At 69.5% G+C, this 17,659-nt stretch carries 14 protein-coding genes; 8 read left to right on the top strand and 6 right to left on the bottom strand.

All coding sequences use genetic code 11. The features are described 5' to 3' along the window. Nucleotides 1–15: 15 nt before the first annotated feature. The 5 genes from ACXC9Q_RS07935 (at nt 16) to ACXC9Q_RS07915 (ending at nt 5,476) form a co-directional block, all read left to right on the top strand. Nucleotides 16–666 (top strand): glycosyltransferase family 2 protein, encoded by a 651-nt coding sequence (locus ACXC9Q_RS07935; RefSeq protein ID WP_457055828.1) that lies wholly within the window; start codon nt 16–18, stop codon nt 664–666. Beyond that, entirely contained in the window at nt 663–1,934 is a 1,272-nt protein-coding gene (locus tag ACXC9Q_RS07930; protein ID WP_457055827.1) for a DUF2064 domain-containing protein, read from the top strand. Before ACXC9Q_RS07935 ends, ACXC9Q_RS07930 begins: the two co-directional genes overlap by 4 nt. A 511-nt stretch (nt 1,935–2,445) precedes the next feature. After that, nucleotides 2,446–3,723, top strand: a complete 1,278-nt coding sequence (locus tag ACXC9Q_RS07925; protein WP_457055826.1) for a glycosyltransferase 87 family protein — start codon at nt 2,446–2,448, stop codon at nt 3,721–3,723. Then, entirely contained in the window at nt 3,680–4,528 is an 849-nt protein-coding gene (locus ACXC9Q_RS07920) for an ATP-grasp domain-containing protein (protein WP_457055825.1), read from the top strand. Before ACXC9Q_RS07925 ends, ACXC9Q_RS07920 begins: the two co-directional genes overlap by 44 nt. 21 nt (nt 4,529–4,549) lie before the next feature. Beyond that, on the top strand, nt 4,550–5,476 hold the full coding sequence (locus tag ACXC9Q_RS07915) for a threonine ammonia-lyase (RefSeq protein ID WP_457055824.1): 927 nt from the start codon (nt 4,550–4,552) through the stop codon (nt 5,474–5,476). On the opposite strand, the gene ACXC9Q_RS07910 is transcribed toward ACXC9Q_RS07915, so the two are convergent. The 4 genes from ACXC9Q_RS07910 to ACXC9Q_RS07895 all read right to left on the bottom strand — a co-directional run bounded on the left by ACXC9Q_RS07910 (nt 5,473) and on the right by ACXC9Q_RS07895 (nt 11,276). Beyond that, nucleotides 5,473–6,927, bottom strand: a complete 1,455-nt coding sequence (locus ACXC9Q_RS07910) for a glycosyltransferase family 87 protein (RefSeq protein WP_457055893.1) — start codon at nt 6,925–6,927, stop codon at nt 5,473–5,475. The genes ACXC9Q_RS07915 and ACXC9Q_RS07910 overlap by 4 nt on opposite strands. Nucleotides 6,928–7,009: 82 nt before the next feature. Beyond that, nucleotides 7,010–9,577 carry a YfhO family protein gene (locus ACXC9Q_RS07905; protein ID WP_457055823.1) on the bottom strand — a complete coding sequence of 856 codons (2,568 nt, stop codon included), beginning with the start codon at nt 9,575–9,577 and terminating at the stop codon, nt 7,010–7,012. Further along, entirely contained in the window at nt 9,574–10,566 is a 993-nt protein-coding gene (locus ACXC9Q_RS07900) for a glycosyltransferase (protein ID WP_457055822.1), read from the bottom strand. Before ACXC9Q_RS07900 ends, ACXC9Q_RS07905 begins: the two co-directional genes overlap by 4 nt. Nucleotides 10,567–10,778: 212 nt before the next feature. Beyond that, on the bottom strand, nt 10,779–11,276 hold the full coding sequence (locus ACXC9Q_RS07895) for a MarR family winged helix-turn-helix transcriptional regulator (protein WP_457055821.1): 498 nt from the start codon (nt 11,274–11,276) through the stop codon (nt 10,779–10,781). Between the two features lie 40 nt (nt 11,277–11,316). Here ACXC9Q_RS07895 and ACXC9Q_RS07890 point away from each other — a divergent pair, with 40 nt between their 5' ends. From ACXC9Q_RS07890 to ACXC9Q_RS07880, 3 genes are all read left to right on the top strand, one after another. After that, nucleotides 11,317–12,252 carry a DMT family transporter gene (locus ACXC9Q_RS07890; RefSeq protein WP_457055820.1) on the top strand — a complete coding sequence of 312 codons (936 nt, stop codon included), beginning with the start codon at nt 11,317–11,319 and terminating at the stop codon, nt 12,250–12,252. Further along, nucleotides 12,164–14,143, top strand: a complete 1,980-nt coding sequence (locus ACXC9Q_RS07885; RefSeq protein ID WP_457055819.1) for a glycoside hydrolase family 36 protein — start codon at nt 12,164–12,166, stop codon at nt 14,141–14,143. The genes ACXC9Q_RS07890 and ACXC9Q_RS07885 overlap by 89 nt, the downstream gene beginning before the upstream one ends. Nucleotides 14,144–14,233: 90 nt before the next feature. Beyond that, complete coding sequence (locus ACXC9Q_RS07880) at nt 14,234–15,259, top strand: LacI family DNA-binding transcriptional regulator (RefSeq protein ID WP_457055818.1); 1,026 nt, start codon at nt 14,234–14,236, stop codon at nt 15,257–15,259. Here the strand turns inward: ACXC9Q_RS07880 and ACXC9Q_RS07875 are convergent. Together ACXC9Q_RS07875 and ACXC9Q_RS07870 are read right to left on the bottom strand one after the other, a co-directional pair. Further along, entirely contained in the window at nt 15,235–17,142 is a 1,908-nt protein-coding gene (locus ACXC9Q_RS07875; RefSeq protein ID WP_457055817.1) for a beta-galactosidase, read from the bottom strand. The two genes, ACXC9Q_RS07880 and ACXC9Q_RS07875, sit on opposite strands and share 25 nt — an antisense overlap. A gap of 4 nt (nt 17,143–17,146) precedes the next feature. Then, nucleotides 17,147–17,473 carry a hypothetical protein gene (locus ACXC9Q_RS07870; RefSeq protein ID WP_457055816.1) on the bottom strand — a complete coding sequence of 109 codons (327 nt, stop codon included), beginning with the start codon at nt 17,471–17,473 and terminating at the stop codon, nt 17,147–17,149. Nucleotides 17,474–17,659: the final 186 nt, after the last annotated feature.

Raw genomic sequence — 17,659 nt, 5'->3', positions numbered from 1 at the left:
CCCTACGGTCGAAGAGTGTCAGTCGATCTCGTCCTCCCATGCCTGAACGAGGCCGCGGCCCTGCCCTGGGCGCTCGAACGGCTGCCGGCCGGCGTCCGGGCCGTTGTCGTCGACAACGGTTCCACCGATGGATCGGCGGAGGTCGCCGCCGGCCTGGGCGCGATCGTCGTACGGTGCGAGCCGCGTGGGTACGGCGCTGCGTGTCATGCGGGCCTGGAGGCGGCAGAGGCCGAGGTGGTCGCGTTCATGGATGCCGACGCGTCGCTCGATCCGCGGCAACTGGTCCGCGTCACCGCGCCTGTGCTGGCCGGCCGTGTCGATCTCATGGTCGGCCGTCGTCGACCCGTTTCGCGGGCCGTTTGGCCGTGGCATCTCCGGTTGGCGAACGCCGAGTTGTCCCGGCGGATCAAACGCCGAACGGGAGTGCGCCTGCACGACCTCGGTCCGATGCAGGCGGCGCGGCGGGAAGCACTTCTCGGCCTCGGTCTGTTGGACCGGCGCTCCGGGTATCCACTGGAGACCGTCGTACGCGCCGCCGACGCCGGTTGGCGGATCGCCGAGGTCGACGTCGACTACCTGCCGCGCTCCGGTCGCTCCAAGGTCACGGGTACGCCGCTCGGCGCGGCACGGGCCGTACTCGACATGTCGAAGGTGCTGGCGCGATGACTCGCGGGACGCTGATCGTCATCGCGAAGGAGCCGGTGCCGGGCCGGGTGAAGACGCCGCTTCAGACCGAGTTCACCGCCGGGGAGGCTGCCGCGCTGGCGCGGGCGTCGCTGGTGGACACGCTGAGCGCCGTTCGCTCGGCGCCGGCGTCACGCCGGGTTCTCGCGCTCGAGGGCGATCCTGGGCCATGGCTTCCAGACGGTTTCGTGGTGATCGGGCAGCGCGGGGGCGGGCTGGACGAGCGGCTGGCGGCCGCGTTCGAGGACGCCTTCGACGGTACGCCGATGCTGCTGGTCGGCATGGACACGCCGCAGGTCACGCCGGGGCTGCTGGGATTCCGGTGGTCCGGGCATGACGCCGTACTCGGGCTGACCGATGACGGCGGGTATTGGTGCCTCGGGTTGCGGGTGCCCGATCGGCGTGCGTTGATCGGCGTACCGATGTCGACCGATCACACCGGTATCGACCAGCTGCGGCGGCTCAGGATGCTCGGGCTGCGGGTGTTGCTGTTGCCGACCTTGCGAGACATGGACACGCCGCACGACGCGGCGCACCTCGCGGCCGCGTATCCGTCGTTGCGAGTCTCGAGGCTCTATCGGCGGTTGCAGCACGCGGCCCATCCGGGACTGCTGTTCGAGGAGGCGCTCGGGGGTACGGCGAGAGTCGTTGCTACCGGCATCGATGGGCGGACCGTGCCGTCGCTGTCGGAACTGGATCGGTGGCAGTCGCCGGCAGACGAGATCGACCGACTTGCGCTGAGCCGGTGCGAAGGGCCCGTCCTCGACGTGGGCTGTGGACCGGGACGGATCGTGACCGCGTTGGCTGAGCGAGGGATTCCGGCGCTCGGCGTGGATGTCTCGCCGCGGGCGGTGTCGCTGACCACTGCTCGTGGTGCGGCGGCGCTCCGGCGGCCGGTGCAGGATCGCCTGCCGGGCGAGGGGCGGTGGGGCAGTGTGCTGCTGATGGACGGCAACATCGGCATCGGCGGCGATCCGGCCGACCTCCTCCGGCGTTGTGCCGAGCTCGTCCGCCCCGACGGGCTGGTGCTGGTCGAGGTCGACCCGGACGACGACCTCGACGACTCCGCCCCGATCATCCTGCGCAGCTCCACCGACCGCCGTTCCATACCGTTGCCCTGGGCAAGAGTTGGTACGCACGCCGTCCTCCGGCACGCCTCCGCCGCCCACCTCCAAGCCACCGAGGACTGGCGAGCCGGCCACCGAGCCTTCCTGACCCTCCGCCGCACCACCCCCGCCCGGACCACCTGATGCAACGCCCAACCACCCCTCGCCGCTTCACCCTTGGCCGCGCCATCCACCGCCGCTTCACACTTCGCCGCGCCGACCCCCGTCGCACCGACCCCCGTCGCACCGCCCCCCGTCGCACCGACGCCCGCCGCACCCGGCCCGCCTCCCGGCCATTCGAGGGGTCATCCCCTCGAATGGCCGGTTCTCCCCCCGGTATACGAGGGGAGAACCGGCAAACTCAGGGGATATCCGATGAGATTCGCGGAGGGCAGGGGCCGAAGCGGAGGTGGGGGCGGACGGGTCAGCGGGGGCGGACGGGTCGGCGCAGCGGGCGGTGGGGGCGGACGGGTCAGCGGGGGCGGACGGGTCGGCGGAGCGGGCGGTGGGGGCGGACGGGTCAGCGGGGGCGTACGGGCGGTGGGGGCGGACGGGGCGGTGGGGGCGGACGGTCTTGGGGGCTGGCGTGGCGATCGGTAGCTGCTGGGCTGTGATCGCGGCGGCGAGGGGCCACTGGCCGAATGTGGTGTTGGTGGTGGGCAGCCTGCTCGTGGTGGGGGTGGTGTGGTGGGCCAAGAGGCTGACTGTGCTCGGCGTCGTGGTGGTTGCGGCTATCTGCCAGGTGCCTGGGCTGATGCAGGCGCCGATCACCAGCACGGACGCCTACCGGTACGCGTGGGACGGGCGCGTGCAGTTGTCCGGCAGTTCGCCGTACTCGCATGTGCCGTTGGATGACGCGTTGGCGCGGCTCCGGGATCCCGTGTTGTTCCCGGGGTTGTCGCCGGACGAGCGGTCGGGAGTGACGGGGCCGCCCCGGGTCCCGAAGGATCCGGCTGCGCTCACAGCGTTGTCGGCCGACGACCCGAGGACACGGATCAACCGGCCGCGGGTGCCGACCATCTATCCGCCGGTCGCGCAGGCGTACTTCGCCGCGGTCGCGCTGGTCACGCCGTGGTCCGGGGGCGCCCTCGGCCTGCAAATCGCCGCCGCATTGCTCGCCGTCGTACTCACCTGGCTACTGGCAGTAGACAATCCCCGCTCGGCCGCATTGTGGGGTTGGTCACCGATCGTCGCCCTCGAAGCCGGCAACGCCGCACACGTCGACGTCCTCGCCGCCCTCCTGATCGCAGCCGCCGTCATCGCCACGAACCGAAGGCCGAAGCTGGCCGCGGTTCTCCTCGGCGCCGCCGCGAGCGTCAAGCTCCTCCCCCTCCTCCTGCTTCCCGCATTCCGCAACCGGCGCCCGGTAGTTGCCGTTGGCACCTTCGTCGCTTCGTACGTCCCCTACCTGGTTGCCGCCGGCACCTTGGTGCTCGGCTTCCTGCCCGGCTATCTGACCCAGGAAGGCTTCGACGACGGCAGCTCCCGATCGGCGATTCTCGCGCTCCTGTTGCCTCCTGAGGTCCGTCAGCTCGCCGCGGCGGTACTCGCGGTCGCCCTCGCTGTACTCGCCTTCCAACGGTCCAAACACGAGCCGATCGCCGTGACCTGCTGCTGGCTGTACGGCGCCGCACTCCTCGTCGCCACCCCCACCTACCCGTGGTACGGCCTCCCCCTGATCGCGCTGGCGGTGCTCGCCCGCCGGCCCGAGTGGATCGCCGTACCGCTGGCGTCGTACCTGGCCTATGCGAGCTTCGGGCACGACACCCGGCAGGGCCTGATTCACCTCATCGCCGCCGTCATCGTTGTCACCGCCATCACGCTCCGTCATCGGGCTGATCACCAAAGCCGTTTGACGCCGCGCCCACTGCCTGCCAACACTGATCGGCGTGACGAAACGCATCGCCCTCGCGACGTCGGCCGAACAGGCTGAATTGCACGAACACGACCTCCCGCTCGTCGACGCCCTCCGCGCCGCGGGCCTCGACCCGGTGGCCGAGGTCTGGACGGACCCGTCGGTCGACTGGTCCGCGTACGACGCGATCCTGCTGCGCTCGGTGTGGGACTACCACCAGCGGTACGACGACTTCACCGAGTGGCTCGCCCAGCTCGACAAGGCCGGCGTACCGGTGTTCAACGACTCCGACCTGGTCCGCTGGAACGGCGACAAGCGCTACCTGCTCGAACTGCGCGAGCGTGGCGTGGCGATCGTGCCGTCCCAGATCGGCGCCGGCGCGGGCCTGCGCGAGGTCGTCACCGGCCTCAACGGCCAGGAGATCGTCGTCAAGCCGACCGTGGGCGCGGGCGCCACGCACACGATCCGCGGCATCGCCGGGTCTGCTGAGCTCGACCAGGCGATCGACGAGCTTCCGGACACCGTCTACCTGGTCCAGCCGTTCCAGCCCGAGGTCCAGACCGACGGCGAGTGGTCCCTGGTCTTCATCGACGGTGAGTTCAGCCACGCGGTCGTGCAGCGCCCGGTGGCCGGCGACTACCGGGTCCAGCTGATGTTCGGCGGCGTCGCGACCCCGGCCGACCCGCCGCCCGCCGTGCTGGAGAGTGCGCGCACGGTCCTCACCACGGCCGGCGTCCACCCGCTCTACGCCCGCGTCGACGGCCTGGTCGTGAACGGCCGTTTCCTCCTGATGGAGCTCGAACTCATCGAGCCCTACCTGTTCTTCCCCCAGTCCCCCGAAGCCACTCACAAGCTCGCTTCCGCGGTGGCTGCCCGGATCTGAGCGACCGATAGGGTCGGCGGTATGCCGACCCTCGAGGACATTCGCCAGGCCGCTGACCAGCTGAAGGGCCGGATTCACCGGACGCCGGTCCTCACCTCGACCGCGCTGGACGAACGCTTCGGCGGCGAGTTCGTGCTGAAGGCCGAGCTGTTCCAGAAGACCGGCAGCTTCAAGGTGCGCGGCTTGCTGACCAAGCTGCTCCGGTTGAGTGCCGAGGAGCGGCAGCGCGGGGTGATCACCGTCTCGGCGGGGAACGCGGCCGGCGCGCTTGCGTGGGCCGCGCGGGACGCCGGTGTCCCGGCGACCGTGGTGATGGCCAGGACCGCCGTACCGGCCAAGATCGACGCGGCCCGCGGGTACGGCGCCACTGTCGAGCTGGTCGAGGGCGACCTGATGGCCCAGTACGAGCGGATCCGGGACGAGCGGAAGCTGACCGGCGTCCACCCGTTCGACGACGAGGACGTGATCACCGGCCACGGCAGCCTCGGGCTGGAGCTGCTGGAGGATCGCCCCGACATCGACACCGTGCTCGTCCCTGTGGGAGGCGGCGGGCTGATCTCAGGCGTCGCGCTGGCGGTCAAGCTGGTGAAGCCGGAGATCCGCGTGATCGGCATCGAGCCCGAGCAGGCCGACGTGGTCAGCCGCAGCCTCGCGGCCGGGTCACCGCAGAAGCTCCCGACGGCCCGATCGATCGCCGATGGGCTCGCCGCGCCGGTCTGCGGCACGCGCAACTTCCCGCTCATCCAGCAGTACGTCGACAGCGTCCTACGCGTGAGTGAGGACGCGCTGCTGGAGGCGACGCGACTGGTCATGTCGCGCACCAAGCTCGCCCTCGAACCGGCGGCCGCCGCACCCTTCGCCGCACTCATCCAGGGCCTTCGACCGGAAGGCGTCACCGCCGCTGTCGTCAGCGGCGGCAACCTGGATGTCGCGAAGCTGATGCTCTAGGCAGGCGCGAGCCGGGCCCGGGCGCCGGGGCTGACCCCGTCACTCGGATCGTCGACCAGATCACCCTGGCGGACCGGATCGTTCTCCGGCAGCAGGATGTCGCGCGCGACCATCAGCATCAGCCAGAGTGTGCCGGCCATCCGCACGATCACCGAGAACCAGTAGATCCGGTCCGGGATCTCCGGATTGCCCGGTGCCAGGAATTGGGCCAGATGCATCCAGACCAGCATCCAGTAGAAGCACTCGCACGCCTGCCAGATCAGCCAGTCCCGCAACCGTGGACGCGCGAGCGCCACCAGCGGCAGCAGCCACAACACGTACTGCGGTGAGTACACCTTGTTGATCAGCAGGAACGCCGCGACCACGAGGAACGCCAACTGCGCGAAGCGCGGTGGGCGCGGCGCCATCAACCCGAGGATCGCGATCGACAGGCAGAGTCCGGCGAAGATCACGATGTTCAGCTGGTTGACGTCCGCGACCTCGTGCTTGGCCAGCTTCAGCACGTACCAGATCGAGCCGTAGTCGCTCTCCCGCTGGTCGTTGAACGTCCAGAACGACATCCACTCGTTCTTCGCCAGCAGGTAGATCGGCGCGTTCACCAGACCCCACGCGACCGCCGCGGCCACCGCTGCCTGGAACCACGGCCACAGCTTGCGGCCCCGGATGCACACGATCAGCAGTGGCCCGAGCAGCAGGAACGGGTAGAACTTCGCCGCCGTCCCGAGCCCGAGCAAGATGCCGAACCAGATCGGTCTGCCGCGTGACCACGCGTACATCGCCCCGGCCGTGAGTGCGACCGCGAACAAGTCCCAGTTGATCGTCGACGTCAACGCCAGTACCGGCGCGGCGGCGACGTACAGGGCGTCCAGCGGCTGGCCACGCGCCGCACCCGGACGCGACTCGACCCCACGTGCAGTGGCGACCGTCAGGCCGACGACGAGCAGCGCACAGAGGAACAACAGCACCACGTTCACCACGAAGAACACGCCGGCCGTGTCGCGCTTCTGCTCGACGGTCAGGTCCTTCTTCGGGTCACCGGTGATCAGCCAGGTGAGCTGCGCCGCGACCTCCATGAATCCGCCGGTGAGCACCGGGTACTCGAGCACGGGGTAGTTGCCGGTGTCCAGGAACGGCCGGTTGCCCTCGGCGAACCCGCGCTCCTGGTAGAGGAACCCGATGTCGGAATAGCACAGCGCCTTGAACGGCCGCCAGCTCTGCCGGTCCCACCCGGCCTCCATGCACGGCGCCTTCTGCAGTACGCCGAGACCGAAGGTGATCGTGCACACCGCGAGCGCGATCCGCAGCGGCGTCCACCAGGACGAACTGAGCCGGGCGAACCGCCCGATCGGCCCACCGAGCCCAACGGTCAGCCCGGCGACGGCCGGATCGACCTCCGATGGCGTCTGCCGGTCCTGCGCGTCCTGGGTACGTGGTCCGGTCACGGTGGGCATCATCTCCTATCGGCTCACCTGGCGACCAGGAGAGGTTACCCACCCGTTGCTGGACCAGTCCGGAAGCAGCCCCCGCGCGCCGTCATCCGTGGGCCGCGATCCGCCCACCCGCGCGGCGGCGAGTGAGCAGCAGTGCACCCGCGATCAGGACCAGGCCCATGAGAGCGATCGCACCCACGGCCAGGCCCATGCGTGTGCCGACCGGCCGGTAGACGCACGACACGTCCGAAGCGCCTGCACCGACCGGCACCGCCATCAGGCCGGCGCGCACGCTCGGTGAGCGAGCAGCCCCGCCGTCGACCGAGCATCGCCACCCCTGAATACGGATCACACCGATCACCACCGTCCCGGCGGCTCCCGGATTCAGGCGGATGTCGAGACTGTGGCCGCCGACGCTCACCGCGGCCGGCTTACTCGCGTTCAGTCGCCCCACGGCCGCGGTGAGCAGCCCATGATCCAGGCAACCGACGGCCGAAGCCGGCAGCCGTGCCGGTCCCCGGACCCGCACCGCCAACTCGACGACGCCGTCCGCGCCGACCGTCCCGAGCCGTCGCATCGGTGCACCGGAGTACACCCCCGGCCGCTTCGCCTTCGGATCCAGCACCGTCTGCCAGCCGGACCCGTCGACGAGCACTTCACCGACGAAGGTAGGCGCCGCGAGATAGGCCTCCGCCCCGGGACGGCACGTGGCGACGAATCGCGCCTCGACCGGCTTCGCGGCTCCGGCAACCGGAACGATCAACAGGTTCCCCTGCCGGTCGGACACACTCACTCCCGGCACTTGCTGGGGCTTCAGCGCCGGGACGGTGTAGACGTCGGCACCGAGCGCGCTCTCCTGCAACCCGTACGGCGCCGGGTCCGACGAAGTCCACGCCTTGATCGACCGCACGGTGACCAGCGGCGCCACACCATCGTTCGTCGCGAGTCGTGGCGGCCTCGCGGCGTCGTCCACCCCGGAGTCGACCACCACGCGGGCGTGGACGGAGAACACCGCGTCGACCACCGGGTTCTGCGGATCCACCGTGGCTCGCCCGTAGGAGCTGTACCCGAACCCGAGTCCGACCAGCTCCCGCGAGATGTCGTCCGGGATGGTGCTCGAGTAGTACTGCGGTCCCTGGCCGCCGATCAACATGGGATCGTTCACCGACACCTCCGCCCCGGGCGCCGCCCGATGCAGCGGCCAGTCGTCGGCGGACATCACCAGCGAGCGAAGCCCGTCGTGCTCCTCCCCCCAGGGCGCGGCCGCACTCAGGATCTTCCCGCGCGCCACGTCGATCGCGACCGCCGACATAGTCACCTCGACCAGTACGGCGCCAACCAGCAACGCCACCGCCCCGCGACGGACCCAGTCCGGCGCCGGCCGGCGGGTCGCCAGCCACGCCAGCACGGCAACGGCAGTCAGGATCGGTACGGCGATGTGCGTGGTGCCGGTGATGTAGCGGACGTTCCAGGTCACGGCGTACAAGACCAGGACAAGCCCGACCGGTACGGCGACGCTCACCACGGATCGCAGTCCGGACGCGGCCGACATCCAGCCGATGATCACCAGCATCCCGGCGACGACGAACGCCTGGCGGAACGGGCTACCGTTCGGCGAGTCGAATCCGTGCCAGACCTCGTGGGTGAACCGGACCTGCATGCTGAGCAGCGTCAACGCCACCAGTACGGACCACACGGCCCGCTCGCGGACCGCGATCGCCCGGTTGAGCGGGAAGCTCAGCGCGAGCAGCAGCATCAGCGTGCCGACTGCGAGTCCCGGGCTGCTTCCGACGCCCTCGCTACCAGGGAGCAGCCGGGACAGGAACTCGACCGCGTCGTGCGGTTGGAACGTTGTCTTCGGGCTCGGCCGGGCGGCGCGGATCGCCTGGAACGTGGGCACCAGCAACGGAGCCGCCAGCCCGATACCGAGGCCCACGGCAACTATGCAGCGCACTGCGGCGATCAGACGATCGCGCCAGGACACCAAAGCGTCGTACGACAGGATGCGGGCCACGACGACGATGCCCGCGCCGATGGTTGCCATGTACACCGTGTAGAAGTGCGACGTCCACAGCAGCGCGACGACGAACGGCGTCACCAGCAACGACGTGGCCGACCGGCGCCGCAGGATCCATTCGCAGAGCAGGCAGATCACCGGGAACGCGACCATGCCGTTCAGCCACACCGTCATGTACGCCGCGTCGTCGATCGACCAGGCACAAGCGCCGTACGAGACGCCGCCCGCTACGGCCAGCCAGGCAGGTCCGGTCGGACGCAGCCGGCGCAGGTACGCCGTCATCGCGCCGGCGCCGAGCGCGATCGCGGCCACGGCGACCAGGAACAGCGCCAGGTCGATCCGATCGCGGGGCAGCACGAGTGCGATCCAGGACAGCGTCGAACCGACGTACGCCATCAGGTCGCCGAGGAACGGCACGCCGAAGCCGCTCGACCAGTTGAAGAGCAGATCGCCGGGCGCCTGACCGGTGACGATGTCGCGAAAGTGTGCGTACATCGGCACGAACTGCTGACCGAGGTCGTTGGTGCTCCGGTGACCTTCGCCGAACGGGTACGTGCCGCGGATGATTCCGCTCGCCACGAATGTCGCTCCGGCTGCCGCGGCGGCGACCGGGACCGGCCAGTGCCGACGGCCGAAAGTCGGGGCAAGCCTCATCGGCGAACAACCTGTGGCGACTCGATCGGCAGTCGTACCTCTGCGGTGACGGCCGGCGCCGGGTGCCTGAGGTAGGTCAGCCGGGCGGCCTCCTGCCGGCTGCGGCCGACCGCGTCGAGCAGATAGCCGAGCACCAGCATCAGGATGGCGACCAGCCCGATCGACGAGGCCAGGATGGCGGTCGGGAACCTCGGCACCAGGCCGGTGTCGAGATACTCCAGTACGACGGGCACGCCGAGGATCAGCGCCACCACGCCGAGCAGTGTGGCCAGCGCGCCGTGGAACAGCGTGGGCCGCTCGAGCCGGGTCAAGCTGAGGATCCACCGGAGGATGCGCACGCCGTCGCGGTAGGTGCGGAGCTTGCTCTCCCCGCCGCTGGGCCGTTCCTTGTAGCCGACCGGGATCTCGGCCACCGGCACCCGCAGGTGCAGCGAGTGGATGGTCAGCTCGGTCTCGATCTCGAACTCCTGCGACAGCGCCGGGAACGACTTCACGTACCGGCGCGAGAACGCGCGATAACCGCTCAGCATGTCGGTGATCTCCCGGCCGAACAACGCGCCGGCGGCACCGGTCAGCACGCGATTGCCGAGGGTGTGGCCGGGCCGGTAGGCGGCGACGTTCGAGTGCTTCCGGACGCCGATGACCTGGTCGTACGGACCGGACAGCAGGACGCGGACGAGCTCGGCCGCCCGCGCCGCCTCGTAGGTGTCGTCCCCGTCGATCAGCAGGTAGACATCGGCCTCGACGTCGGCGAAGGCCCGGCGGACCACGTTGCCCTTCCCCTTGCGCGCCACGTGCCGAACGATCGCGCCGGCCGCCGCCGCGATCGTGGCGGTGTTGTCCGTGGAGTTGTTGTCGTAGACGTAGATATTGGCCGTCGGCAACGACGCCTGGAGTTCGGACACGACCTTCCCGACCGCTGCGGCCTCGTTGTAACACGGCACGATCACCGCGATGTCGGTGCCGGAAAAGTCCTGCACGTCAGTCATTTCCCCTCGGTCGGCAGACCACCGCGACCGGCAGCCCTGTGTTCGGCTGGATCGCTTGCCCGGCAAGCACCCCCCAGCTACTCCATAGATGTCCCGAACCGCCGCAGAGGTTGCATCGCCAGCCAGAATTGTTATCTAGACCACAAAATCGCGCCTGTTCGGATCGGACCGTAAGGCGGCGACGACTCTCCGAACAACCGGAGCGGAACTCCTCAGCTCGGCGGCTCGAGGTCCCCGAGCCACGTGGTGAGAAGCTCCTCGAGCTGAGCACGTTGGGCCGGGTCGAGCGGGGCCAGCAGGCGTTCCTCGTTGGCCATGTGGGCGGTGAAGGCCTGGTCGAACAACCGACGTCCGGCCGGGGTGAGGCGGACGACGCGACCCCGGCCATCCGCATCGCTGCGGCGCCGCTGGACCAGCCCGGCCTGCTCGAGCCGGTCGACGCGCTTGGTGACCGCGCCGGTGGTCACCATCGTGTGCAGCGCGATCTCCCCCGGAGCCCGCTCGTACGGCGCACCTGCGCGACGCAGCGCCGCGAGGACGTCGAACTCGCCTTCCGAGAGTCCGTACTTCGCATAGAGCAGGGTCAGCTCACCGGTCAGGTGGTTCGCGATCCGGTGCAGCCGGCCGATCACGCCTTGCGGGCCGGTGTCGACATCCGGCCGCTCGCTCCGCCACTCCGCCTGGATCCTCGCCACATGATCATCGGTCACGCCGTTCACTATATCTTCCTGGGAAGATATAGTAGTTTCCATGGAAAATACCTTCCGCTGGGCACTCGTCACCGCGATCGCACCGGTGGCCTGGGGCACGAACTACTTCGTCACCCACGAGTACCTGCCGACCGGCTATCCGCTGTACGGCGCCGTGTTGCGCGCACTGCCCGCCGGCGTACTTCTGCTCTGCCTGGCCCGGCGCCTTCCGCGCGGAGTGTGGTGGTGGCGGTCCCTGCTGCTCGGCGTCTGCAATATGGGCGCGTTCTTCGCGCTCATCTACCTCGCCTCACAACTGCTGCCGGTCAGCCTGGCGTCGACGATCATGTCCGCGTCGCCGCTGACCATGGCGTTGTTCGCCTGGGGACTGCTCTCCGAGCGACCGACCATGCAGGTGCTCACCGGGGCCGCGGCCGGGATCGCCGGCGTCTGCCTCCTGCTCGGTGCGGGATCGCAGGCGGTCGATCTGCGCGGAGTCGCGGCTTCGGTCGCCGCTTTGACGATGTCTTCCTGCGGATACGTCCTGGCGAAGAAGTGGGGCCGGGCCGACGGTCCGCTCGCGACAACGTCCTGGCAACTGATCGCGGGCGGTCTGGTGCTCGTCCCGTTCGCGGTCATCTTCGAGGGAACCCCGCCGAGCCTGGACGGACCGGCGCTCGCCGGTTTCGCGTACGTCGGACTGGTCGCGACCGCGCTCGCGTTCACGGCGTGGTTCACCGGCCTGCGTCACCTGAGCGCCGCGACCGTGGGGCTGATCGGGCTGCTCAACCCGGTGACCGGCGTACTGCTCGGCGTCCTCGTGTCGGGCGAGGTGCTCACTGTCCGACAGGTGGTCGGACTCGGGCTGGTGCTACTCGGGATCGCGGCCAGCCAGCTAAGGTTTATCGATGCACCTCGAGTGGAGCACGCCCGAGCTGACCCTGACGTTCACCATCGACGACGGACCGGTGCGGCTGACCACCGGAGCCTCAGCTGAGACACCGCAACCGCTGGTGGAGGTCTCGGCCATCGGGTACGGGCGCTCCCCCGGCACCAACCGCCATGTCGACACGATCCTCGGCAAACGCCTCCGGTATGTGAGCCACGAGGACACCGGCTCCACGCTGCGCATCGTGCAGGAGGACGCCGACACCGGGCTCCGCGTGACCAGCGTCTTCGAGGCACGAGCCGGGGTCCGCGCGTGGTCCGAGGCCTCGCTGACCCGACCGGGCGAACTTGTGCTGGACTTCCTGTCGTCCCTGGTCGTCGGCCTGGAGTCCGTCGACGCCGACCTCTATTCCGCGGCCCACGACTGGATGGCCGAGAACCGCTGGTCTGTGCGGTCCTTACGCTCGGGCGGCGTACCGCAGATCGTTCGCGACCCGCATTACCCCGTCTCGAAGAGCCGGCACGCCGTGACCAGCACCGGGTCGTGGTCGAGTGGTGAGCGACTGCCCGTGGGGGTCCTGGTCGGGACGTCGTACGCGCTCGGCTGGCAGATCGAGCACAACGGCCCGTGGCACTACGAGCTCGGCGAGAACCGGCGCGGCGGCTACCTGCTGCTGAGCGGCCCGACCGACCAAGAGCACCAGTGGAACGTGCGACTGACCGCGGACGAGCCGTTCACGACGGTGCCGGTCTCGCTCGTCGCCGGGACCGATCGCGACAGTACGTTCGCCGCACTCACCCGCCAGCGTCGCGCGCTGCGGAAGCGGCGGCCGGTCGACGACCGGATGCCGGTCATCTTCAACGACTACATGAACACCTTGATGGGCGACCCGACGACGGAGAAGTTGCTCCCGCTCATCGACGCGGCGGCCGAGGTCGGCGCGGACTACTTCTGTATCGACGCCGGCTGGTACGCCGAGGGCGACTGGTGGAGCACGGTCGGCGCCTGGCAGCCGTCGACCACGCGCTTCCCCAACGGGTTCGGCGAGGTGATCGAGCGGATCCACCAGCGCGGCATGGTGCCCGGCCTCTGGCTCGAGCCGGAGGTGATCGGCGTCGACGCACCGATCGCCCGTGAACTCCCGGACGACGCGTTCCTCACCCGGCACGGCATCCGCGTCGCCGAACACGGCCGCTACCTGCTCGACCTGCGCAACCCACTGGCCCGCCAGCACCTCGACGACACGGTCGACCGGCTGATCACCGACTTCGGCGTCGGCTTCTTCAAGTTCGACAACAACACGATGACCGGCCCTGGCACGGACAAAGGCGGTACGTCGCTCGGCCACGGACTTCTCGAACACCAACGGGCACTGCTCGACTGGCTCGACGCGGTCCAGACCCGGCACCCCGACCTGTTGATCGAGAACTGCGCGTCCGGCGCGATGCGGATGGACTACGCGATGCTGTCCCGGCTGCACCTGCAATCCACCTCGGACCAGCAACACCCGTTGCTCTACCCAACGATCACCGCGGCCGCGCCGGCCGCCGTCCTGCCTGAACAGGCCGGCCACTGGGCCTACCCGATCACTGGCACCACGCGGGAGGAGTTCACGCTCGCCCTGGCGAACGGCATCCTCGGCCGCCTCTACCTCTCCGGCCACCTCAACCAGATGACGGACTCCGAGCGCGAGCTGGTCCGATCCGCGGTCGCCGCGCATCGCGTCGTACTCGACGATCTCGAAACCCTCGTCCCGCACTGGCCGCTCGGGTTGCCGGACTGGGAGGACGAATGGGTCGTCCTCGGACTCGGCAACTACATCGGCCTGTGGCATCGCGTCGCCGGCCCGGCCGAGATCACCCTCTCCCTCCCCGAGGCATCCATCACGCCGCTCTTCCCGAGCGCTACCGACGGCTGGGCCTACACCTGGTCCGGCGACAAGCTCACGGTCGGAACCGGCCTGCCCGAGCCGTCGGCGCGGATCATCCGGCTGGGCTAGGTGTGAAACGCCTCGTGCGTGTCGAAAGCGCGGGCTAGTCGAAGCGCTTCGACTGCGGTAGAAAGGGGGAACCACACGAAGGGAACGACGATGGTCACGATCGCGGACGTCGCCCGCCATGCCGGGGTCGCGACCAGCACGGTCTCCTATGTGCTCAGCGGGAAGCGGTCGATCTCGACCGACACCCGCGACCGCGTACAGCGCAGCGTCCGAGCGCTCGGCTACCGGCCGAACGCGAGCGCCCGGGCGCTGGCCAGCCAACGGTCCAACGTGCTCGCCCTGGTGATCCCGCTGCGCACCGGGATGCATGTCCCGGTGATGATGCAGTTCGCCACCGCGGTCGTGACCACGGCCCGCCGGTACGACCACGACGTACTGCTGCTCACCGCCGACGAGGGTCCGGACGGACTCGATCGGGTCGCGCAGAGTTCGCTCGTGGACGCCCTCGTGGTGATGGACGTCGAGTTGCACGACGAGCGCGTCCAGGTGCTGCGTGAGTTGCCGATGCCCTCGGTGCTGATCGGCTACCCGGACGACGCCGACGGGCTGACCTGCATCGACCTGGACTTCGTTGCCGCGGGCGCGCATTGCGTCGAGCATCTCGCCGACCTCGGCCACCGGTCGCTGGCGCTGCTCGGGACGCCGTCCGCCGTGTACGAACGGCAGACCGGCTTCGCGCAACGCACGCTGACCGGGTTCGCGGAGGCGGCCGAGCGGCGCGGGGTGTTCGGGGTCGAGACGCCCTGTGAGCACACCTTCGACGCGGTCCTCCACACGGTCGAGCAGCTCCTCCACGACCACCCGGACATCACCGGACTCGTGGTCCAGAACGAGCCGATCATCGGCCCGCTCCTCGACGTCCTGCGCCGGCTCGGCCGCCGGGTGCCCGAGGACATGTCGCTGGTGGCGATCTGCGCGGACGACGTGGCCGAGCGACAGGTACCGCAGCTGTCGTCGGTCACCATTCCGGCGGAGCGGATCGGCGATCAGGCGGTCGAGTCGCTGATCACCAAGCTCGCGGGCGGCGACGTACCCGAGCTGACCCTGCTCCCGCCCACGCTCACCGCGCGCGGGAGCACCTGCCCGGCCCGTCAGACCGACCGCACGACCGCATAACCACCAGGCCGCAGCGGCAGCTCGCCGACGACCAGCTCGCTCCCATCAGCCGGTACGACGACCTCCGTGTCACCGTGGTTGAACAGGAAGCTCCACGTGGTGTCGCCGGACCGTCTCCGAACGATCTCCACCGGCGACTCCGACAAGCCCAGCAATCTCGCGGCGGTCTCGTCATCCAGCTCGGTCGACACGTACCAGGCCGATCCCGCGCCGACGTCGCGACGCGTGACCGCCGGCTTCCCGTCCAGGACTCCGCCGGCGTACCGATCGACCACCTCGGCCGATACCGCCTGCACGTCCTCGCTCCAGAGCCGCCCGCGCCCGCCGGACGACAACGCGACCTCGCCGTCGGCCGGCAACGGATGGAACTCCTCGACCCGCACTCCGAGCAGTTCCGTGAACGCGCCCGGATACCCGCCGAGCCGGACCCGCAGATCCGGATCCACGATCCCGCTGAAGTACCCGACGACCAGCCGGCCGCCACGCTCCGCATACGCGGCCAGATTCGCTGCCGCCTCGTCACTCACCACGTACAGAGTGGGGACGACAACCATCTTGTAGGACGAGAGATCCGCGGCAGGTGACGCGAAATCGACCGTCACCCCGGCGCGCCAGAACTGCCGGTGTGCAGTCCGCACCGCGGTCAGGTAGTCGAGCGACGACGACGGCAGATGCGTTCCTTGCATCGCCCACCAGCACTCGACATCCCACAGGATCGCGACGTCCGCGACGACCTCACTCTGAGCCGCTTCGGTAAGCCGAGGCAGCACCGATCCGAGCTCCACGACCTCCCGGAACATCCTGCTGTCCGCACCGGCATGCGGAACCATCGCCGAGTGGTACATCTCCGCCCCGCCGCGAGACGCCCGCCACTGGAAGGACAGCGCACCCTGCGAACCACGGGCGATATGGGACAGGCTGTGCCGCGCCATCCGCCCAGGCTCCTTCGGGTGCAGCCGATGCCCGTCGTTGAGCGTCCCCGCCGCCTGCTCCATCAGCAGCCACGGCTTCCCGCCGGCCCAGGATCGGGCCAGATCGGCGCCGAACGCGGTCTGCTCCTCCGCGCCGAGTCCGACCTGATCCGGATAGTGGTCGATGGCAACGACATCGACCTCCGCCGCCCACCGCGCATGGTTCACCGGCACCCAGCCGCCGAAGACGAAGTTCGTCGTGACGGGCAACTCCGAGACCTTCCGCAGCTCGGCCTTCTGCTCGAGATACGCCGCCAGCAACTCGTCGGACCAGAACCGCCGGTAGTCGAGGAACTGCGTCGGATTCACCAGGTACTGCGTCTTCCGCGGCGGCTGGATGTCCTCCCACTCGGCGTACCCCTGACTCCAGAACGCCGTCGTCCACGCCTCGTTCAACCGGTCGAGCGAGCCGTACCGCTCGCGCAACCACGTGCGGAAACGCTCCGCGGCCAGCGAGCAGTGACACGTCGTTCCGTATTCGTTGTGCACATGCCACATCGCCAGGGCCGGGTGATCGTGATACCGCTCGGCCAGCGCCCGCGTGATTCCCCGAGCAGCCTCCCGATACGCCGGCGCACAGGCGCAGTACGTGTCCCGGCTGCCATGCGTCAGTCGTACGCCGTCAGCCGTGACCGGCAACGCCTCCGGATGGAGCCGGCTGAACCACGGCGGTGGCGACGCGGTGGGTGTGGCCAGATCCACGCTCACACCGCCGTCGTGCAGCACGTCGAGTACGCGGTCGAGCCAGCTGAACTCGTATCGGCCCGGGGACGGTTCCAGGCTCGACCAGGAGAACACCCCGACGGTCACCAGGTTCACGCCGGCCTGACGCATCAGGTCGACGTCCTCCTTCCACACCGCCGGATCCCACTGCTCCGGGTTGTAGTCGCCGCCGTACCAAAGTCGCGTCATGAGCTCAGCCTTTCACTGCGCCGATGATGACGCCCTTCGTGAAGTGCCGCTGAATGAACGGGTAGACCAGGAGGACCGGCACGATCGCGATCACCACGATCGCCATCTTGATGGCCAGACCGGGCGCGGGAGCCATGCCCAGGCCGACGCCGCTCGCCACTCCACCGGCGCCGGTCGGCAGCGGCTGCTGCTGGACGATGTACGTCCGGAGCACCATCTGCAGCGGCTCCTCGCCGGCCACCTCCAGCCGGCCATCGACAAGGCACTCCGCGAGGCCACCATCGCCCCCGACGCCGGCGGCTGCACCATCGCCGCGTCGACCTTCCCGCACACCGCCACTCCCCTCGGCGCCACCGCCCACGCCCTCACCCCCCTGACCCAAGGCCAACTCCCCGCCCGCTGACCCCCTCGACCCGAAGTGGGGAGGATGTCGGCCGGCGAGATCAGGGGGTGGTCGCAACGCGGTGTAGGTCGTCGATGAGGAGGGTAGCGAACATTTCGCGGGGGGTGTGGTAGC

Source organism: Kribbella sp. CWNU-51 (assembly GCF_054073265.1).
The sequence above is the reverse complement of the archived record's forward strand: the minus strand, read 5'-3'. Positions and strand labels throughout refer to the sequence as shown.